At 60.0% G+C, this 19,677-nt stretch carries 19 protein-coding genes; 16 read left to right on the top strand and 3 right to left on the bottom strand.

Going from position 1 to position 19,677, the window contains the following annotated elements; translation table 11 throughout:
* Positions 1 to 346: 346 nt before the first annotated feature.
* The 16 genes from J0909_RS18570 to proC all read left to right on the top strand — a co-directional run bounded on the left by J0909_RS18570 (position 347) and on the right by proC (position 15,134).
* Positions 347 to 484: a symporter small accessory protein gene (locus tag J0909_RS18570; RefSeq protein ID WP_353616776.1), complete on the top strand. Its 138-nt coding sequence runs from the start codon at positions 347 to 349 to the stop codon at positions 482 to 484.
* A complete protein-coding gene (locus tag J0909_RS13090; RefSeq protein WP_207263472.1) occupies positions 481 to 2,088 on the top strand; it encodes a sodium:solute symporter family protein in 1,608 nt (535 codons plus the stop codon). The genes J0909_RS18570 and J0909_RS13090 overlap by 4 nt, the downstream gene beginning before the upstream one ends.
* 215 nt (positions 2,089 to 2,303) lie before the next feature.
* Positions 2,304 to 2,762 carry a dUTP diphosphatase gene (gene dut, locus J0909_RS13085; RefSeq protein ID WP_207263470.1) on the top strand — a complete coding sequence of 153 codons (459 nt, stop codon included), beginning with the start codon at positions 2,304 to 2,306 and terminating at the stop codon, positions 2,760 to 2,762.
* A gap of 14 nt (positions 2,763 to 2,776) precedes the next feature.
* Entirely contained in the window at positions 2,777 to 3,985 is a 1,209-nt protein-coding gene (locus tag J0909_RS13080; RefSeq protein ID WP_207263468.1) for an aspartate aminotransferase family protein, read from the top strand.
* Positions 3,986 to 4,049: 64 nt separating this feature from the next.
* Complete coding sequence (locus tag J0909_RS13075) at positions 4,050 to 4,259, top strand: hypothetical protein (RefSeq protein ID WP_207263466.1); 210 nt, start codon at positions 4,050 to 4,052, stop codon at positions 4,257 to 4,259.
* Between the two features lie 77 nt (positions 4,260 to 4,336).
* Positions 4,337 to 5,200, top strand: coding sequence for a 50S ribosomal protein L11 methyltransferase (locus J0909_RS13070; protein WP_207263465.1), 864 nt, complete (start codon positions 4,337 to 4,339; stop codon positions 5,198 to 5,200).
* A gap of 1 nt (position 5,201) precedes the next feature.
* Positions 5,202 to 5,855 (top strand): endonuclease III domain-containing protein, encoded by a 654-nt coding sequence (locus J0909_RS13065; RefSeq protein WP_207263463.1) that lies wholly within the window; start codon positions 5,202 to 5,204, stop codon positions 5,853 to 5,855.
* Between the two features lie 6 nt (positions 5,856 to 5,861).
* Complete coding sequence (locus J0909_RS13060; protein ID WP_207263461.1) at positions 5,862 to 6,968, top strand: murein hydrolase activator EnvC family protein; 1,107 nt, start codon at positions 5,862 to 5,864, stop codon at positions 6,966 to 6,968.
* A gap of 48 nt (positions 6,969 to 7,016) precedes the next feature.
* Positions 7,017 to 8,300 carry a S41 family peptidase gene (locus J0909_RS13055; protein WP_207263459.1) on the top strand — a complete coding sequence of 428 codons (1,284 nt, stop codon included), beginning with the start codon at positions 7,017 to 7,019 and terminating at the stop codon, positions 8,298 to 8,300.
* Positions 8,301 to 8,375: 75 nt separating this feature from the next.
* A complete protein-coding gene (locus J0909_RS13050) occupies positions 8,376 to 9,551 on the top strand; it encodes a divergent polysaccharide deacetylase family protein (RefSeq protein WP_286182013.1) in 1,176 nt (391 codons plus the stop codon).
* Between the two features lie 378 nt (positions 9,552 to 9,929).
* The gene (gene fliM, locus J0909_RS13045; protein WP_207263455.1) at positions 9,930 to 10,907 is read left to right on the top strand and encodes a flagellar motor switch protein FliM; all 978 of its coding nucleotides are present in this window, start codon (positions 9,930 to 9,932) and stop codon (positions 10,905 to 10,907) included.
* A 152-nt stretch (positions 10,908 to 11,059) separates the two neighbouring features.
* Positions 11,060 to 12,010 (top strand): ABC transporter substrate-binding protein, encoded by a 951-nt coding sequence (locus J0909_RS13040; RefSeq protein ID WP_207263454.1) that lies wholly within the window; start codon positions 11,060 to 11,062, stop codon positions 12,008 to 12,010.
* A 126-nt stretch (positions 12,011 to 12,136) separates the two neighbouring features.
* The gene (locus J0909_RS13035) at positions 12,137 to 13,036 is read left to right on the top strand and encodes an ABC transporter permease (protein ID WP_207263452.1); all 900 of its coding nucleotides are present in this window, start codon (positions 12,137 to 12,139) and stop codon (positions 13,034 to 13,036) included.
* Positions 13,033 to 13,827: an ABC transporter ATP-binding protein gene (locus J0909_RS13030; protein ID WP_207263450.1), complete on the top strand. Its 795-nt coding sequence runs from the start codon at positions 13,033 to 13,035 to the stop codon at positions 13,825 to 13,827. The genes J0909_RS13035 and J0909_RS13030 overlap by 4 nt, the downstream gene beginning before the upstream one ends.
* An 81-nt stretch (positions 13,828 to 13,908) precedes the next feature.
* Entirely contained in the window at positions 13,909 to 14,331 is a 423-nt protein-coding gene (gene ndk, locus J0909_RS13025) for a nucleoside-diphosphate kinase (protein WP_207263447.1), read from the top strand.
* Positions 14,331 to 15,134 carry a pyrroline-5-carboxylate reductase gene (gene proC / locus J0909_RS13020; RefSeq protein ID WP_207263445.1) on the top strand — a complete coding sequence of 268 codons (804 nt, stop codon included), beginning with the start codon at positions 14,331 to 14,333 and terminating at the stop codon, positions 15,132 to 15,134. Before ndk ends, proC begins: the two co-directional genes overlap by 1 nt.
* A 52-nt stretch (positions 15,135 to 15,186) precedes the next feature.
* On the opposite strand, the gene cbiB is transcribed toward proC, so the two are convergent.
* From cbiB to dnaG, 3 genes are read right to left on the bottom strand one after another with little or no spacing between them, the layout of a single operon-like run.
* Entirely contained in the window at positions 15,187 to 16,137 is a 951-nt protein-coding gene (cbiB, locus tag J0909_RS13015) for an adenosylcobinamide-phosphate synthase CbiB (protein ID WP_207263443.1), read from the bottom strand.
* A 47-nt stretch (positions 16,138 to 16,184) separates the two neighbouring features.
* Entirely contained in the window at positions 16,185 to 17,936 is a 1,752-nt protein-coding gene (gene rpoD / locus J0909_RS13010; protein ID WP_207263442.1) for an RNA polymerase sigma factor RpoD, read from the bottom strand.
* Positions 17,923 to 19,674: a DNA primase gene (dnaG, locus tag J0909_RS13005; protein ID WP_207263441.1), complete on the bottom strand. Its 1,752-nt coding sequence runs from the start codon at positions 19,672 to 19,674 to the stop codon at positions 17,923 to 17,925. Before dnaG ends, rpoD begins: the two co-directional genes overlap by 14 nt.
* Positions 19,675 to 19,677 lie beyond the last annotated feature (3 nt).

Genomic DNA, 19,677 nt, shown 5'->3' with positions numbered 1-19,677 from the left:
TTAACTGTCTGAATTTACATGTAATGTATATATTTGGAAATCGTCTCAACCAAGACGTCAAACGTATTGATCGTCCCACCCCACCCCTTTGGCCGCCCTGCCCCGCCCTCTTCCCCCGCCCCCCTTGACTTTTACCGGATTGGCGGCTAGGAAAAATATATGCAATCATACCTCAACCGCACCCGTTCCTTTTTTAGCTTTCGCTTTTTTAGAAGCGCCTGCGGTTTCGAGGTGTGCGTGTAGCTGATCAGTAGTTTCATCCACAACCAGGGCCGCAGGCGACAAGTCTGCGGCCCTTTTGTTTGGCCAAAGGCGCGCTTCCGGCCCGCAATCAAGGGGCGACATCATGATGCTTGGACTGGGGAGTGTAGAGATCGCGCTGGCCTTCTGGCTGTCCGTTGCGGCGACGGTTCTGTGTGTCGTTTACGGAATTGTGAATTGGAATAACAGGGGAACCGACAAAAACGGCGGAGGGGCGTCATGACCGGCAAGATCATCGGCGTTCTCCTTTATCTCGGCGTCATATTCTACCTCGGCTACCGGGCCTGGCTCAAAACCCGGGAATCCACGGATTACATGCTTGCCGGACGGGCCATGAACCCGTTCGTCCTGGCCATGTCCTACGGGGCGACCTTTGTCTCCACCTCGGCCATCGTCGGTTTCGGCGGCGTCTCGGGCATGTTTGGCATGTCCTTGCTTTGGCTGACCTTCCTGACCATCTTTGTGGGCATTTTCGTGGCCATGGTCTTTTTCGGAAAGCGCACCCGACGTATGGGGTTGGCGCTCGATTCGCATACCTTTCCCGAATTCCTGGGCAGGCGCTACGGCTCCAGATTCATCCAGCAGTTCTCGGGCGTGGTCATCTTCGTGTTCATCCCGGTCTATGCGGCGGCCGTGCTGATCGGCATCTGCCGCATGCTCGAAGTGGCCTTCCCGGCCATTTCCTACGGCGTCTGGCTGCTTGTAGTTACCGCCATCGTGGCCCTGTACGTGATCACCGGAGGGCTCAAAGCGGTCATGTACACCGATGCTTTTCAGGGGACCATCATGGCCGTTATGATGCTCATCCTCATCGTCACCACCTATGCCATGCTCGGAGGAGTGCCCCAGGCGCATCAGGCGCTGACGAACATGGCCGCCATGATTCCGGCCAAACTGGTCCAGGGCGGCCTGACCGGTTGGACCACCGGGCCGCATGTCCAGTCGCCCATCGGTCTGACCGTGTACACGACCATCATTTACGGCGTGGGCATCGGCGTACTGGCGCAGCCGCAATTGGCCATCCGCTACATGACCGTGCCTTCGGACCGCGAGCTTAACCGGGCCGTGGCCATCGGCGGCGTTTTCATCCTGCTCATGACCGGCGTGGCCTTTGTCGCCGGAGCTCTGTCCAACGTGGTCTTCTTCCAGAAATTCGGCAAGATCGCCATCGCCATGGCCGGGGGCAATTTCGACAGCATCATTCCCCTGTACATCGACAAGGTCATGCCCGGCTGGTTCTCCGGCCTGTTCCTCGTGGCCATGTTTGCGGCAGCCATGTCCACCATGAGCTCCCAATACCACGTGGGCGGCACCTCCCTTTCCCGTGATTTCCTGGAACAATACGTCAATGTGGGCGACAACGGCTCGTCCATGAAGCTCAATCGCCTTGGCGTGACCGTGGCCATCGCCGCCACCCTGGTCTGGGCCTGGCTGCTGCCCGGCGGAGTCATCGCCCGGGCCACCGCCTTTTTCTTCGGCTTGTGCGCGGCTTCGTTTCTGCCCATCTACGTGCTCGGCCTGTATTGGAAGGGCATGACCAAGACCGGCGCCAAGATTTCCATGGTCGGCGGATTCTGCTTCTCCATGTTCTGGCTGCTCTTCATCCACCTTAAGGAAGCAGGCTTCATCGGGCTGTGCCAGGCCCTGTTCGGCAAGGCCACCCTGGTGGCCGACGCCGTGCCCGGCTCCTGGGTGTGGCTTATGCAATGGGTCGATCCCAACGTGGTCGCCCTGCCCGTTTCCCTGGTCCTGGCCGTGGGCGTCAGCCTGGCCACTCGACGAATCGAGGAAAAACACCTGGAGCTCTGCTGGGAAGGACTCTGCTGATCCGTCCGTTGTTTCGACGAACCGTCAGGGCGTCGTTCCGGAGGAACGGCGCCCTTTTTATTACCCCGAGGGCGCGGATACCGCCGGACGGCCATGCCGGGAGGCCTCGCCTCTCCTTTGCCCTTATGCGGCGCGGGCCAAAGACCATTTATTGACAGTTGCTTTTGAAGCGAACATAAACAACCATTCGTTCAACACAAGGATAGAGACGCACCATGAACAAGATCGACGTGAACGTGAAGTTCCTGCATGAGGTTTGGCAAGAAAACGAACTGGCCTACGCCACCGAACATTCGGCGGGGCTGGACCTGAGAGCCTGCATCGACGCCCAGGAGATCGAAATCGGTCCCGGCGAAAAGGTTGCCGTCCCGGCGGGCGTGGCCATCGAGATCCGTGAGCCCAGCGTGGCCGGATACGTCTTTTCGCGCAGCGGCCTGGGCACCAAGGAAGGGCTGACCGTCAGCCAGGGCGTCGGCGTCATCGATCCGGACTATCGCGGGGAGATCAAGGTCTCACTGCTCAATACCTCTGGCGAAGTACGACGAATAAGGCGCGGACAGCGCATTGCACAACTCGTCTTCATGCCCGTATTTCAAGCGATAATCACCCCCGTGGACGAATTGGGCTCCACCGCGCGCGGCGCGGGAGGATTCGGGTCCACCGGGAAACACTAATAGAGAGAATGAATATGTCTACAAAATTCGAAGCCATAAAAGAACGGGAATCGCAATTGTTGTGCCAGACCTACGGCCGCTACCCCCTGGCGATTTCCCGGGCCAAGGATTGCCGCCTGTACGACCTTGACGGCAACGAATACCTCGACTTCCTGGCGGGCATCGCCGTGTGCTCCCTGGGCCACAGCCGTGAAGACCTGGCCGAGGTCATGGCCGAGCAGGCCCGCAAGATGGTCCACGTCTCCAACCTCTTCTACCAGGAACCCCAGCTTGATCTGGCGGAGAAGCTGCTGTCCACCTGTGCGGCGGGCAAGGTTTTCTTCTGCAACTCCGGGGCCGAGGCCAACGAAGGGGCCATCAAGCTGGCCCGCAAATATATGCGCACTATTCGGAACGAGGACCGTTACGAAATCATCACCCTGGAGAAATCCTTTCACGGACGGACCCTGTCCACGCTGACCGCCACCGGCCAGTACGGTCCCATCAAGGACGGGTTCGCGCCTCTGCCCGAGGGATTCGTGACCGTGCCTTTCGGCAACGTCAACGCCCTGCGTGGGGCCATCAACGCCCACACCGCCGCGATCATGATCGAAATGGTCCAGGGCGAGGGCGGCGTACGCCCCCTGCCCTCCGAATATGCCAACGACATTGCGGCGCTGTGCAAGGAAAACGGCATTCTGCTGATCGTGGACGAGGTCCAGACCGGCGTCTGCCGCACGGGTCGGTTCTGGGCGCACCAGCACTACGGCCTTGTCCCGGACATCTTCACCTCGGCCAAGGCGCTGGCCAACGGCCTGCCCATGGGTGCGGTCTTGTGCTCCGACGAAGTGGCCCGGGGCTTCACGCCCGGCTCTCACGCCACCACCTTCGGCGGCGGAGCCGTGGTCTCGGCCGTGGCCGCCAAAGTCATCGACATCATGCTCGGGGAAAATATGGCCGACCGCGCCCGGAAGATGGGCGAGTTCACCAGGGAACGGGTCCTCGAACTTCAGAAGAAGCATCCCGAGACCATCGCCGGAACGCGTGGCCTGGGCCTGCTCTTCGGCATCGAACTGGCCAAGAACGGCCCGGAGATCTGGAAGGGGCTGCTGGAGCACAAGGTGGTTTGTAACCTGGCCCAGGGCACGGTCCTGCGGCTGGTGCCGCCCCTGACTGTCACCGAGGACGACATCCTGGCCTTTGTGCAGGCCCTGGACGAAGTCCTGGCTTCGATGAAGGGCTAGTCGGAGGAGGTCGGCTTGACCGCCCGGAGGCGAAAGCGTATTCTGTGACGTGAGGTATCGTGTCATGAGCGCCGTCGCCCCCATAGGGTCCACGCCGGAGTATACGTCCGGCCGCGAAGAGGAACCGAAACGGGTTTCCCCCGCCGAACGGACGACCGACGAGGTCAAGACCTTGGCCGAAGTCAAATCCGAGGCGGCCGGGCAGGCCGAGCGGACCACCCTTTACGACTTCCGGTACACGGGCAAAGGCTCGTTCATCGACAAGGTATTCTAGTTTGGCTTATTGATGACGCAACCATTCAAGGCCGGGGCACGTTCCCGGCCTTGTCATATTCCAAAAAGGACGCTCCCATGCCCACCCTGCTCAAGATCCAATTCACCATTCCCGAACAGGCCGCCGACGAGGCCGGTGTTTTCATCGCGTCCAAAGTCCCTCACGGGTGGGAGGAAACGCCCGCCGGAAACGGTCGCAAATTTACCCTGTATCTGGAGGACCACCCTCTGGGGCATGAAATGGTCAAGGAATTCCAGGCCCGCTTCCCCGAGGCGGATGTGACCTGGTCGGAACAGGAATCCGAGAATTGGGCCATGACCTGGAAGGATTTCTTCGTCCCGGTCAACTGCGGTGAGTCTTTTCGCATCTACCCGCCGTGGCTGAACGACGAGGAGAAGAACGGAACCACCCATATCGTCATTGAGCCCAAGATGGCTTTCGGCACCGGGCATCACCCTACTACATCGCTTTGCCTGGCGACCATCGGCAGGCTGGCCAAGGCCGGGACCATCGCCGAGGGCGACACCTTCCTGGACCTGGGCACCGGATCCGGTATTCTCGGCATCGGCCTGTCCAAGCTCGGCCTGACCGGCGTGGGGCTGGATATCGACCCCCAGGCCGTGGTTTGCGCCGTGGAAAATCTCGCCGCCAACGGCGTTAGCGAATCCATGCGCCTGGCCGTAGGCTCCATCGACTGCGTGGAGCCTGGCCGGACATTCAACCTGGTGGTGGCCAATATCCTGTCCGGTCCGCTTATCGAGATGGCCGGGGATATCTTGGCCCGCGTTGCGCCCGGCGGCACCTTGGTCCTGTCCGGCATCCTGGCCGACAAACAGTCGGACGCCGTGGCCGAGGCCTACGGCAGGCGCGGCCTGGGCGAGCCCCGGCGTTTCGTCGAGGGCGAATGGATCTGCCTGGTCTGGAAAGATCTGGGAGATTAGCATGTCCCTGTCCGGCACCTTGATGGACATGTACGGCGCCATGCTGGCGGTGCTCGGCTCCAGCCGTTGGTGGCCGGGCGAGACCCCGTTCGAAATCGCCATCGGCGCCATTCTGACCCAGAACACCAACTGGAAGAACGTGGAAAAGGCCCTTTCCAACCTCAAGGACGCGAGCGTGCTCGACGCCGAAGTCCTGCATGGGCTGCCTCTGTCCGCACTGGCCGAACTCATCCGTCCCGCCGGGTACTACAACATCAAAGCCAAGCGGATTCACAATTTCCTGCAATTTCTCAAGGACGAGGCGGAGTTTGATCTACTCTCCCTCAAGAACCGCAATCTGGCCGAGCTGCGGCCCCAAGTGCTCTCCATCAACGGCATCGGGCCCGAAACCGGTGACTGCATCCTGCTCTACGCCCTGGACTTCCCGACCTTCGTGGTGGATACCTACACGGCCCGGCTCATGGGCCGCCACGGGCTGGCTTGGGAAGACATCGACTACCATGGCCTGCAAGCCATTTTCATGGACGCTCTGCCTGCGGATGTGGCACTGTATAACGAATACCATGCCCTCATCGTCCGAGTTGGGGCGAACTGGTGCCGGAAAAAAGCGGGCCTGTGCGATGATTGCCCCCTTCAACCTTTCCTTGAACAATAGAACGGCATGCATAAATTTCTTGTCCTGACAGCCTGTTGCCTTCTGCTGCTCCCGGTCTTGGCTCGTGCCCAGGCCCAGGACGAGGTCCTGAGCGAATCGCTGCAAAAGGAACATCAGAAGGCGGACGAGAACGAGCGGAAGGTCCGCGAACTGACAAAGAAGGCAGGCCGGATCTCCACCCGGCTGTCAGACATCGAACACGACGTCACGATGCTCAAAGGACGTATCCGGGAGCAGGAAAAAGTCCTCGCCGACATCCGTGAGAACGAGCGTCAGGCCCAGCAGGACCATTTCACCCTGGAAAAGGAGAAGGAGCGCATCACCATGGAGTTGTCCGGGCTCATGCGCACCCTGTGGCCGGTGCATCTCCAGAACGTCCGCTCCCGTTTTGAGGGCGTGGAGGACTGGGCCACGTTCGACCGGCGTTTTCACTGGCTGGCGGATATCTATGCGGCCACCAGCCGCAAGCTGGACGAAGCCCGGGCCAATTCGCGGAAGATAGCCCTGAACCTGGAGAACCAGCGTCAACTGGCCGAAGAGGCCGAAAAGCAGTTGGCTCAGGTGAACGGCAGCAAGGACCGGCTCCTGAACAACCAGTACGCGCTGCGCCGGAACCTCAGGAAGATCAATCGCCAAAAGGAAAACGCCGAGACCGAGCTGACCGACATCCTGGCCTCCATCGAGAATCTCAAATACCAGTTGCAGTCCCAGAAGACCAAGCGGTTCGCCCTGTATAAACGCGCCCTGCCCTGGCCGGTCCGGGGGCGCGTGGTCGCGGGTTTCAACCTCAAGGCCAGTCCTCCGGAACGCGGACTGGCCATCGGTGCGGCGGACGGAAGTACGGTACAGTCGATTTTTTGGGGCAAGGTGGTCCACAACGATACGTTACGTGGCTTCGGGCATGTGGTCATCATCTACCACGGTTACAATTATTATAGCCTTTACGCATACTTGTCGGATACATTTGTGCGCAACGGGCAGGAAGTTGAGAAGAATGAGCCGCTCGGCACTGTGGGGTATTTCCCCAAGCTGGACGGGCCCGGGCTGTATTTTGAATTGCGTTTTCATCAAAAACCAATTAACCCAGAAACTTGGTTAACAGCCCTGAGATGAATTGTCGTTAACCCAACACATTAGGACTCCGTTATTCGGGAGGCATTCATGCGTGTTACGCTTTGGATAGTCACTTTTCTGCTTCTTTTTACCCTGACCGTCGCTCCGGGCCAGACCATTGCGGCCAAGGGCGATCAATTTGAAGCACTCAAGACCTTCTCGCAGGTGCTCGACCTGGTTGAAAGCAACTACGTCAAGCCCGTGACCAAGAAGGAGCTCATCGATAATTCCATCAAGGGCATGCTGGAAGAGCTTGACCCCCACTCCACCTATCTCTCGCCCGAGGACTTCAAGGACATGCAGGTGGACACCGCCGGCAAGTTCAGCGGTATCGGCATCGAGATCAGCATGGACCAGGGGCGCATCGTGGTCGTCTCGCCCATCGAGGATACCCCGGCCTACAAGGCGGGCCTGCTGGCGGGCGACTTCATCCTTGAAATCGACGGCGAGTCCACCCAGGACATGACCCTCATGGACGCGGTCAAGCTTATTCGCGGCGAAAAGGGCACCTCCGTCTCCCTGCTCATCCTGCACAAGGATTCCAACAAGCCTCAGGAAGTGGCCATCGTTCGCGGGACCATTCCCATCGTCAACGTCAAGACCCAGTCCTTGGAAGACGGCTATCTGTACCTGCGCCTGACCAAGTTCCAGGAGTCCTCTACCAAGAACCTGCGCGAGGCCATCGATCTGTACCGCAAATCGCACGAGCTCAAGGGCATCGTCTTCGACCTGCGCAACAATCCCGGAGGCTTGTTGAATCAGGCTGTCTCCGTAGCGGACACCTTCCTGGCGGACGGCACCATCGTCTACATCCAGGGCCGGAATCCCGCTGACCGCAAGGATTTCTTCGCTTCCAAGAGCGCCGACGACGTCCAGGTGCCCATGGTCACTCTGATCAACGCAGGGTCGGCCTCGGCCTCGGAGATCGTGGCCGGCGCCCTGCAGGACCGCAAGCGTTCGCTCATCGTTGGCGAACGCTCCTTCGGCAAGGGGTCGGTCCAGCAGATCATCCCACTGTCCGACGGTTCGGGCATCAAGCTGACCACTTCGCTCTATTACACCCCCAGCGGCCGCTCCATTCAGGCCAAGGGCATCGAGCCCGACCTGCGCATTCCCTTTGAGGCGCCCCGGGAAGACGAAATGGCCATGCGTGATCGGTTCACGGTCCGCGAGAAGGACCTGAGCGGCCACCTGGAAAACGGCCAGAAGACCGCCAAGCGCAAGCAGGACGAAGATGCCGAAAAGGCCAAGGACATGCTTGCCCGCGACAACCAGTTGCGGATGTCCCTGGAGCTGGTCAAGAGCCTGCCCCGCATGAAGGAACTTCAGTAGGCAGACCGGGCCGCGCCCATGGATGACCGCGCTCCAGACAACAATGTTGAAGAACAGACCGGGCTCGATGGATTCTTGAAGAGGATCTATCGGCCCGGTCCTCTCATTCTGCTCTTTACCCTCGCTTTCCTGGCCTTGGCCGGGCTTGGCTGGATGCTCCTGACCAAGGAGACTCCGCCGCCCCAGGTGATCACGCCCGTGGCCGAGGCACGCCGCGAGGAGCCCCGGCGCGACAAGGTCTTCGAGGAAGCCACCTCGGATATGGAAGACAAGGTCAAGCAAGCCGACCTCGCCATCATCGAGACCATGCGGGACCTGGGCCTCAAGATGCATGACCTCGACCTCGTGGATGTGGAAATGCGCCGCTTCGAGGACAGCGGCTACCACTATCAGGTCCTCCAATTCCCCAAGGTCAAAGACCGTAATCATTTCCTGGTCACTCTGCGCAAGCGCCTCTTCGACCGTCTGCCCGAGGCGGTCCTGCTGGACAACGGCGATACCGAGGCGGTCATTGAAATCAACGGCAGGCGCACCCACAGGCTGCTCCTCGAAGCCACGCCGCAAATCCTCGCCCGGCCCGAGGCCAAAGGGCCCAAGCTGGTGGTGGTCATCGACGACGTAGGCGAGAATTACGGTGTGCTCAAAGGGCTGGCCGGACTCGACCTGCCCTTGACCTTCGCGGTCTGGCCCCACGCCAGCCACACCCGCGAGTGCGTAAAGTTGATAACCCGGACGCAACACGACCTGCTCGTCCACTTTCCCATGGAACCCATGGGCTACCCTCAAGTCAAACCCGGGGACGACGCCCTGTTCGCGTCCATGACCGCGGACCAGGTCCGGCAGCGTGTGGAGGAAAACCTCGCCTGCATCCCCGAAGCCATTGGGGTGAACAACCACATGGGCTCGCGATTCACGGCCGACAAGGCGGGCATGAAGGTCGCCCTGACCGAGTTCAAGCGCCATGGCCTGTTTTTCCTGGACAGCCTTACCTCGGGCAAGAGCGTGGGCCGTGCTACAGCCAAGGACGTGGGCATCCCCTTCTACGAGCGGGACACCTTTCTGGACAACGTCAAGGATGTGAACGCCATTCTGCTCCAGTTGCGCAAGACCGAGCGGGTGGCCCAACGACAGGGTCGGGCCATCGCCATCGGCCATCCCTACCGCCAGACCCTGGAGGCGTTGAGGGCCTGGCAGGACAGCCGGAATCCGGCCATCCAGGTTATCACCCTGTCGAAATTGTCTCCGGAATAGGCCACGCCCGCGTATCTCCCGTTGCCGAAGACGCTTCCCTCCCTTCCGCGTACGGTTTTCGACACGTTGGGGCAATGCCCGTTCCGAGAGACTCCATCTGCTTTAATTCACTGGAATATTGAAACATGCGAATATTGCTATTTGACTAAATCATGTCTTTATCTAAACAATCTCGTGCAAAATGGGCCGAAAAAAGCGCGATTTCGTTGCCAGGAAGGGGGCGAAGCGATATGCAGGGACATAAGGAATTTGAGAAATCCGTCGATAGGAAATTCACGGTACGGCCCGTTTTTTGCTAATTGTTCCAATGACGTTCAATTTTCCGGCGCGTGCCGGTCAAACGGGCCGTAAGATCGGCGAACATGGGGCTTTCTCCAGATGAGCAAAATCCTCGAACAAGATGAAGTTGATGCCCTGCTCCGGGGCCTTTCCGGCGGGGATGTCGAGACCGAGACCGAGATACCGGAGGACGATACCGGTGTGGTCTCCTTTGACCTGGCCAATCAGGACAGGATCATTCGCGGCCGCATGCCCGTGCTCGAAATCGTCAACGACCGTTTCGCGCGCCTGTGCACCAACGCCCTGGCCAACACCATGCGCAAGCGGGTGGACATCAACCCCATCTCCATCGACATGTCCAAGTTCGGCGATTTCATGCGTTCCCTGCCGGTGCCGACCTCCATCTCCATCTTCAAGATGGACCCCCTGCGCGGCAACGCCCTGCTCGTGGTCGATTCCCGCCTGGTTTTCGCCCTGGTCGAAAACTTTTTCGGCGGCGCGGGCAGTCAGCCCAAGGTCGAGGGCCGCGACTTCACGCCTATCGAACAAGCCATTGTCGAGCGCGTGGTCAAAATCGCCCTGGCCAACATGGAGGAATCATGGAAGCCGGTGCATGAGGTCCACGTCGAGTTGGTCCGTACCGAGGTGAACCCTCAGTTCGCGGCCATCGTACCGCCTTCGGACGTGGTCATCGTTGTCACCTTCGAAGTGGAGTTGGAAAACGCCATCGGCTCGCTCATCGTCTGCCTGCCCTATGCCACAATGGAGCCCATCCGCTCGAAATTGCACGCCTCCTTTCAATCTGAGCGCCTGGAAGTGGACCACGTCTGGATCAACCGCTTCAAGGAGCGGCTCATGGAGACGCCCGTGGAAATGGTCATTCGCCTGGGCCGGACCAGCATCTCCGGCCGCCAGTTGCTTTATCTCCAGGAGGGCGACATCATCCTGCTCGACACCGACGAGGACGAGCTTCTCGAAGCCGAAGTCGAAGGCGTGCGCAAATTCCAGGGCCTTCCCGGCCGGGTCAAGGGCAACAAGTCCTTCAAGGTCATCAAGGAAGAGGAAATCCGTTTCTGATCCTTCTGGTTCCGACGAGTTTCAAGGGCCGCCGCGAGCGGCCCTTTTCTTGGGCCCCTCCCCCTGGCTCCCCAAAGGGAAATACCTTGACGAAAAGCCCGTCAGGCGGTCAAAGTTCCTCCTTGAAAAGCACTTCGAGGAGGAGTTTCCCGATGAAAAAAATACTGTTGCTCATGGTGGCCGTCCTGCTGGTCGCCTCCACCGCCTTCGCCGGCAAGAAGTACGTGGTCTCCGTGACTCAGATCGTGGAGCATCCCGCCCTGGACGCCATGCGTGACGGCGTGGCCGACCGACTTAAGGAAAAGGGCATTGACTTCACCTACAACGTGCACAACGCACAGAACAACATGGCCAATAATACCCAGATCGTCAGCCAGATCATCGGCGAACAGCCCGATGTGATCGTGGCCATCGCCACCCCCGGCGCCCAGGCCTGCGCCCAGAAGATCCATGACCGGCCCATCGTTTTTACCGGCGTGACCGACCCCGTCACCGCCGGACTGGTCAAGGATCTCAAGAACTCCGGCGGCAGGAATATCACCGGCATGTCCGACTTCAGCCCCTTGGACAAACAGGTGGCCCTGATCCGCGAGATCGTACCGAACGTCAAGACCATCGGCATCATCTACAACTCCGGCGAACCCAATTCCGTGCCCAACCTGAAGGCCCTCAAGGAAGAGGCCGCCAAGTTAGGCATCAACGTGGAAGAAGCGACCATCTCCAACTCCAGCGGCGTGTACCAGGCCGCCAAGAGCCTGGTGGGCCGCTGTGACGTAATCTACGTGGGCACGGACAACACCGTGGTTTCGGCCATCGAGTCCGCCGTCAAGGTTTGCGAGGACAACCGGCTGCCGCTCATCGTCGCCGACGTGGACTCCGTGGCCCGCGGCGCTATCGCGGCCGTGGCCGTGGACTACTACAAGATGGGGCTGCAAACCGGCGACATGGTCGCCCGCATTCTGGTGGACGGCGCAAAGCCCGGCGACATGCCCGTGGAATTTCTCAACGACCTCAACCTGCACGTCAACCTCAAGGCCGCGCAGGCCATGGGGGTAACCCTGCCCCAATCGGTCGTCGATCGGGCGGTCAAGGTCATTCGCTAGACACGAAACGCATTTGCCAATCGGGCTCAGAAAAGATACAAGGCGCGTTGCTTCAACAACGCGCCTTTTTTATTTTCCACCGTGCCCGTCCGCGACGTTCCGGCCCGGCAACCACTAGGATTGTTTATGACTCTCTACGCATTCTTCGGCGCCATCGAGCAGGGTTTCGCCTACGGCCTCATGGTCATCGGCGTATACCTGACCTTTCGGGTGCTCGATTTTCCGGACCTCACCGTGGACGGCAGTCTGCCGCTGGGCGCCGCAGTTTCGGCCGTGGCCATCACCTCGGGCTACTCTCCGCTCCTGTCCATTTTCATGGCCGCGGGGGCCGGATTCCTGGCGGGCATGGTCACCGGCGTCCTGAACACGAAATTCAAAATTCTCCACCTGCTCGCCTCCATCCTGACCATGATCGCGCTCTACTCCATCAACCTGCGCATCATGGGACGGCCGAACATGGCCCTGCTCGGGCAGGATACCGTGGTGGATTGGTTCAACGGTTTTACCGGGATGCTGCCCCAGCATTCCACTCCCCTGCTCTTCGGGCTGATCTGCTTCGCCGTCGTCTTCGTGCTTATCTGGTTCCTGCACACCGAACTCGGCCTGGCCTTTCTGGCCACGGGCGATAACGCGCAGATGATCACCAGCCAAGGCGTGAACACCGACAACATCATTATCTTCGGCGTGGGGCTGTCCAACGCCCTGGTCGCCGCCTCCGGCGCTCTGGTGGCCCAGAATCAAGGTGCGGCGGACGTAAACATGGGTGTGGGGTCCATCGTGGCGGGCCTGGCCTCGGTCATCATCGGCGAGACCGTGTTCGGGGACAAGACCATCACCCGTGCGCTCATCGCTGCCCTGCTCGGCTCGGTGCTCTACCGTATCGCCATCGGCCTGGCCCTGGGCCTCAAGCTCGGCTCCTTCGCCATCACTCCCAGCGACCTGAACCTGATCACCGCCATCCTGGTGGTCTTCGCCCTGGTCATGCCCAAGATGAAGCGCCAGTTCCTGGCCGGGAGGTCCAAATGATTTCCATCTCCCACATCACCAAGGCCTTCAATCGAGGCGACGTCAACGAGGTCACCGCTCTGAACGGCGTGGATCTTGAGGTCAAGGACGGCGATTTCATCACCATCATCGGTTCCAACGGCGCGGGCAAGTCCACCTTCCTGAACGCCCTGGCCGGTTCCTTCCCGGTGGATTCCGGGCGCATCGTGCTCGACGAGCTGGACATCACCAAGTGGCCGGAACACAAGCGAGCCTCGTTGATCGGCAGGGTCTTCCAGGACCCTCTGCTCGGGACTTGCGCCGGGGCGACCATCGAACAGAATCTGGCCATGGCCAACAAGCGCGGCATGGTCCGGGGGCTGTCCTGGGGCGTCAAGAGCAAGGACCGCGACTATTTTCGGGAAAAACTCGCCATCCTCGGGCTCGGCCTGGAAAATCGCCTCAAGACCCACACGGGGCTGCTTTCCGGCGGCCAACGCCAAGCGCTGACCATGCTCATGGCCACCCTGGTCCGCCCCAGGCTGCTGTTGCTCGACGAACATACTGCCGCCCTGGACCCCAAGACTGCGGGCATGGTTCTGGACCTGACCGAGGAAATCGTCAGCTCGCTCAACCTGACCACCCTCATGGTCACTCACAACATGAAGCAGGCCATCGCCCTGGGCAACCGGCTGATCATGTTCCATCGCGGCCAGGTGGTTTTGGACATAGAGGGCGGGGAGAAAAGGAATCTCAAGGTCGAAGATCTCCTGGAACGCTTCTCGCGCCTGCGTGGGGACGAAGGGGTTTCCGACCGCATGTTGTTGGGTTGAGGCCGGTGCGGGCCGCAATCCTGATGCTGGCAAATCTTTGCCGACAAGTATAAGGACAGTAACAGACAAACGGAGGCTTCCATGGCAATCGAACGAACCTTTTCCATCATCAAGCCCGATGCGGTCGAGCGCGGTCTCATCGCCGAGATCCTGAAAATGATCACCGACTCCGGCCTCAAGATCAAAGGCATGAAGATGATCCACATGGATCGCGCCAAGGCCGAGGGCTTTTACGCGGTGCATAAGGAGCGTCCCTTCTTCGGTGAGCTGGTGGACTACATGATTTCCGGACCGGTAGTGGTCTCCTGCCTCGAAGGCGAAAACGCCATCGAGAAATACCGCGCGCTCATGGGCGCGACCAACCCGGCCGAGGCCGCTCCCGGCACCATCCGGGCCACCTACGGCCAGAACATCCAGAACAACTCCTGCCACGGTTCCGACGGTCCTGAAACCGCCAAGACCGAGGTGGCATACTTCTTCAACGACGACGAGCTGGTGGGATAATGACTAAGAAAATCGGGTTCATAGGCGTAGGGAACATGGGGGCGGCCATTGCCAATGGTCTGGCCTCGCGCGACGACATCGAGCTGCACGGGATGGACTTCAACAAGGCCAACTTGGAACGGCTGAACAGGGAACACGGGCTCATCATTCACGAGAGCGCGACCGACCTCGCCAAGGCGTGCGACTACATTGTCCTGGCCGTCAAGCCGCAGCACGCCGAACCCGTGGTCAAGGAACTGACGCCCTCGCTGGACAGCACCAAATGCCTCGTCGCCATCTGCGCGGGCATTCCCCTGTCCACCTACGAGGACTGGACCAAGGACTGCTGCCCCGTGGTGCGCATCATGCCCAACACTCCGGCCCTGGTGGGGCATGGCGTGTCGGCGATCTGCCTGGATAACCACAATCTGACCGACGAGATCAAGGCGCTGGTTCCGGAGCTGTTCGCCTCCATCGGCCAGGTGCATGTACTGCCGGAGAAGCTCTTCGACGCCTTTACCGGGGTCATCGGCTCCGGCCCGGCCTATGTGTTCTACTTCATGGAAGCCATGATCGAATCCGGCGTGGCCTTGGGGCTGACCCGACCGCAAAGCGTGGAGATGGTCAAGGGCCTCTTCCTCGGCTCGGCTGTCATGGCCGACCAGAGCGAACACTCGGTGTCCGAACTGCGCGAAATGGTCACCTCTCCCGGTGGCACGACCATCCGCGCGCTCATGCACTTTGACCGGCAGGCCATGAAAGGCGACATCATCGACGGCGTCTTCGAATCCTATTATCGAAGCATAGAGTTGGGCGAGAAATAAGACAAAAAAAGGGCTTCACGCGAAGCCCTTTTTTTCGACATGCCCAAAACGCCTACAGGGCGAGCCGAACCAATCCCAGCAGGGGGATGAGCGCACAGGCCGCCAGAGTGCCGGTGCCGCGCACCAGGCGAAATAACCGGTGGAGCTTTGCGCGATCCCACGACGTTCCTTCCGGCCCGAGCACGGGCTTGTCCTTCACTTTCCCGAAATAGATGGTGGGGCCGCCCATCCGCCCTTCCATGAGCCATGCCGCGGCGGCCATGGGCCAGCCCGCGTTGGGACTTTCCATCTTGCGAGCATCCGCGCGAAAGCGGGCCCGGGCCGTGGTTGACTTCAAGCCGAGCCGCCTGGCTGCGACAAACAAAAACAAGGCGGTCAACCGGGCCGGGAGCCAGGCCAGAAGGTCGTCGGTTCTGGCCCCGCCCTGCCCCAGCGCAACATAGCGGTCCGTTCGGTAGCCCCACATGGAGTCCATGGTGGATACGGTCTTGTAGGCCCACATGCCGCCGGGGCCGAAGAGCGCGAGATAGAACAGCGGCGCGGTGAAGCCATCATTGAGATTTTCGCTGACCGTTTCGGCCAGGGAGCGGCGGATGGCGGGTGCGTCGAGCCCTGCGGTTTCGCGGCTGACGAGCATGGACAGGGCCGTGCGTGCTCCCGGCAGATCCCCGGCGTCGAGACGTTCGACCACCTTGCGGGCGTCACGCAACAGGCAGCCCAGAGCCAGTCCCGCGTAAGCGAAGTACACAGCCAGAAGTGGGCCGAGATATGGGATGGCCGTGAGTTTCGTCACGATGAACCAGGCGGCCCAGGCGAACAGGAGTACGGCCAGCCAACCCGCCAAGCGAAGATTAATATCGATTTTTCGGGCGGCAGATTCGTAGAGGTCGAGCCCCTTGCCGATGAGTCGGACCGGATGCGGCCAGGCGGCCGGGTCGCCGAGCCACGCGTCGAGGATGACGGCCAGGGCGGGGATGATGAAGACGCCGAGTGGATGTTCCATGGCAAAAAAAAGGGCCGGGAAGCGATGTGCTTCCCGGCCCTTGGAGTTTAGTTCTCGAAGTAGGACCTAAGCAGCGCGCTGCGCACGGGATGGCGAAGCTTGCGCAACGCCTTGGCCTCGATCTGGCGGATGCGTTCACGGGTGACGTTGAAGAGCTTGCCCACTTCCTCAAGGGTGTGGTCGGATTTCTCGCCGATGCCGAACCGCTTGCGCAGAACCTGCTCCTCGCGCGGAGTCAGGTCGGACAGGACCGAGGCTATCTGCTCGCCGAGCTTGGTGGAAACCACCTCTTCGGCGGGAGCGGTAGCCTTCTTGTCCTCGATGAAATCGCCCAGGCTGGAATCTTCCTCGTCGCCGATGGGGGTTTCGAGGGAAATGGGCTCCTTGGCGATTTTCAAGACCTTCTTGACCTTCTCCAGCGGATAGTCCATGCGCTCGGCGATCTCTTCGGGCGACGGGTCGCGGCCGAGTTCCTGCACCAGGTAGCGCGAGGTGCGGATGAGCTTGTTGATGGTCTCGATCATATGCACCGGGATGCGGATGGTCCGGGCCTGGTCCGCGATGGCGCGGGTGATGGCTTGGCGAATCCACCACGTTGCGTAGGTCGAGAACTTGTAGCCGCGCTGGTATTCAAACTTGTCCACGGCCTTCATCAGGCCGATGTTGCCTTCCTGGATCAGATCCAGGAATTGCAGGCCGCGGTTCGTGTACTTCTTGGCGATGGAGACCACCAGACGCAAGTTGGCGCGGATGAGTTCCTGCTTGGCCTGCATGGCGGTTCGGTTGCCGGACTTGATGCGCCAGAGAACCTCTTCGAGGTCATGCACGGAATGGCGGCACTTGTCCTGAAGCCGGTGCATGATCTCCAGCTTGCCCGCGAGCATCTCCTTGAATGAGAAGAACTCCTCCACGGTCATGTTGAGCTCGGTTGAGGCGGCCACCGGGTTGAGGGTCCGGTCGTCCACCTGTTTGAAGAGCTCTTCGATCTCGGCCTTGGTCTTGCCCACGGACAGGACATAGGCGGACAGGTCCCGCTGGCAGTTGTGCATTTGGCGCACGTAGTCGTTGACCGTCTCAATGATGCGGTCGATCAGGGTCTTTTCGAGCTTGATGTCACGCAGCCGGGTGACGATCTCCTCCTTGTAACTGAGGATTTCCTGCTGCACGCCGTATACGCGCTTGTCCAGGCAGGCGCAGTAATCGAGCTTGTCGTAGATTTTCTTTTTCTTGTTGTAGAGCTTCTTGACCTCGGCAAGCAGGAAAATGACCCGCTGGCGCTGGTTCATCTCGTCTTCGGACGGATCGTCTTCCTCAATGGTCTTGACCACGTCCTTGAGCTTGATGCGGCCGTCTTCCAGATCCTCGCCCACGGAAATAAGCTCTTCCACGGCCACGGGGACTTCCACCAACGAGTAGAGGACGTCCATTTCGCCGTTTTCAATCTTCTTGGCGATGACCACCTCGCCCTCACGGTCGAGAAGCGGCACGGCGCCCATCTCGCGCAGGTACATGCGCACGGGGTCGGTGCTGCGCGAGGCGTACTCCGTGGAATCATCGTCGTTGTCGTCGAACTCCAATTCCTTGTCGTCGTCATCCTCGGTCAGCTTCTTATCGGAATCGTCAGAATCCACCAGGGCGATATCCATCTGGTCGAAAATGGCGTGGATTTCCTCAAGTTGATCCGGGCTGTTGTAGTCGGAAGGCAGCGCCTTGCTCAACTCTTCGTATGTCAGGAATCCCTTTTTCTTACCTTCGGCGATAAGAGCTTTGATCTGTTGGATTTCCTTAATGTTGCTCATCATCCCTCCTGCGGGAGTCCTTCAGGGCCAGCAACTGCATGGCCCGTTCAGTGTCCCCGCTCTGCTGTGCCTGGCGTATGGCCTCTGTGAGCTGGCGCTTGTCCAGCTTTTGCTGCTCAAGCGCGATCGCGTGACAAATATGATTCCATTCTTCCTGCAGTTCCCGGCCGGAGAGGACGTTCTCATGCAGTTCTTCGCGGCACCGGAAGTAGAAGCCTTTTTCCTGTTCGTTCAGCAGGCTTGCGACGTGGCCTTGCTGCGTTCTTTCGAGCTTCTCCCACAGTGCCCTCGCCCATTCGGTACGAAGAACCTGGGTCATTCCCCTTTTGGCCAGCTCCGTCACGTAGTCCGGATACTGGATCGAAAACCGTAAAAAATACCGATCATCCGCAAAATCCTTGCCGACCCCCATGGCCGGTTGCTGTTCGACTCGTTGCTTTTGTCGAGGTTGATGCCGTGGATTGCGCTGTTGCGGTGCTGTCGCACCCGCGTCGCGCCTGAAGTCAGCCTCCGACAAGCCGAGCCCGGTCGCCAACCGGGGCAGGTAGTACGCCCGCAAGGACGCGTCGGCCAATTCCGACAAAAAACTCTTGGCCCAAGCCATAATATCCCTGGGGGCGTATTCCTCCCGCAGGGTGTTCATGCAAAACGTCAAACCGTCCGGAGCCGTGCTCATGCACGCCTCGAACCCTTCCGCTCCCCTGGTCTGGAGCAGACTGTCCACGTCCTCGCCGTCGGGCAGGAGAATCGCCCGGCAGGCCACGCCCTGAAGCAGGATCATCCTGCTGGACTTCATGGCCGCCTTGCGTCCCGCTCCGTCGCCGTCGAAGACCAGATCGACGCGCGAACAGAAACCGGCCAGCCGCTTCACCTGATCGGCCGTCAGGGCCGTGCCCAGAACACCACAGGAGTCGGTGTAGCCAAACTGGTGGAGCGATATGACATCCATGTATCCTTCGGTCAGAATGGCCCGCTTGGTGCGGGTCATGGTGGACCGGGCCAGATTGAGCCCATACAAGTGGTCGCCCTTCTTGTATATCGGCGTATCCGAGCTGTTCAGATACTTGGGTTCTCCTTCAGTAATTATTCTGCCGCCAAAAGCAATGACCCGACCGGACAAATTTTGGATGGGAAAAATCAATCTCCCCCGAAAACGGTCGTAAATATTGTTCTTTTCGTTTTTCGACAAAAGGCCGGCTTCGACCCCGTCCTCGGGATTCCGCCCCTTGGTGCGCAGAAAATTGTCCAGGCCATGCCAGTCTTCCGGGGAATATCCCAGGCCGAATTTGGCGATCATCTCCGGGGTCATGCCCCGATCGGTCAGATAACGGCGGCACAGGTCACCGGAGGCCAGGGACAGATTGCGCTGAAAGAACAGGTTGGCCTCGTCGTGCATGTCCAGAAGCACCTGCTTCCGGGCCTTGCGTTCAGCGGCATGCGGGTCGGGCGGCACATGGCTCAACTCCACCCCGCATTCCGCGGCCAACTGTTCCAGGGATTCCTTGAAATCCAGCCCGTTGATGCGTCCGTAAAAATCAATGACGTCACCCGAGGCCTGACAGCCGAAACAATAGAAGAACCCTTCCTCGTCGTTTACGGACATGGAAGGCTTGGTCTCCTGATGGAAGGGGCATGCCCCCATCCACCGGCCGGAAACCGGTTTCAGGTCAACATACCGGCGTACTACATCCGAGATATTGATCCGGGCCTTGACGGCCTCGATACCACTTCTATCCACCAA

The sequence above is a fragment of the Desulfovibrio sp. Huiquan2017 genome (assembly GCF_017351175.1).
Lineage (GTDB): Bacteria > Desulfobacterota > Desulfovibrionia > Desulfovibrionales > Desulfovibrionaceae > Pseudodesulfovibrio.
The sequence above is the reverse complement of the archived record's forward strand: the minus strand, read 5'-3'. Positions and strand labels throughout refer to the sequence as shown.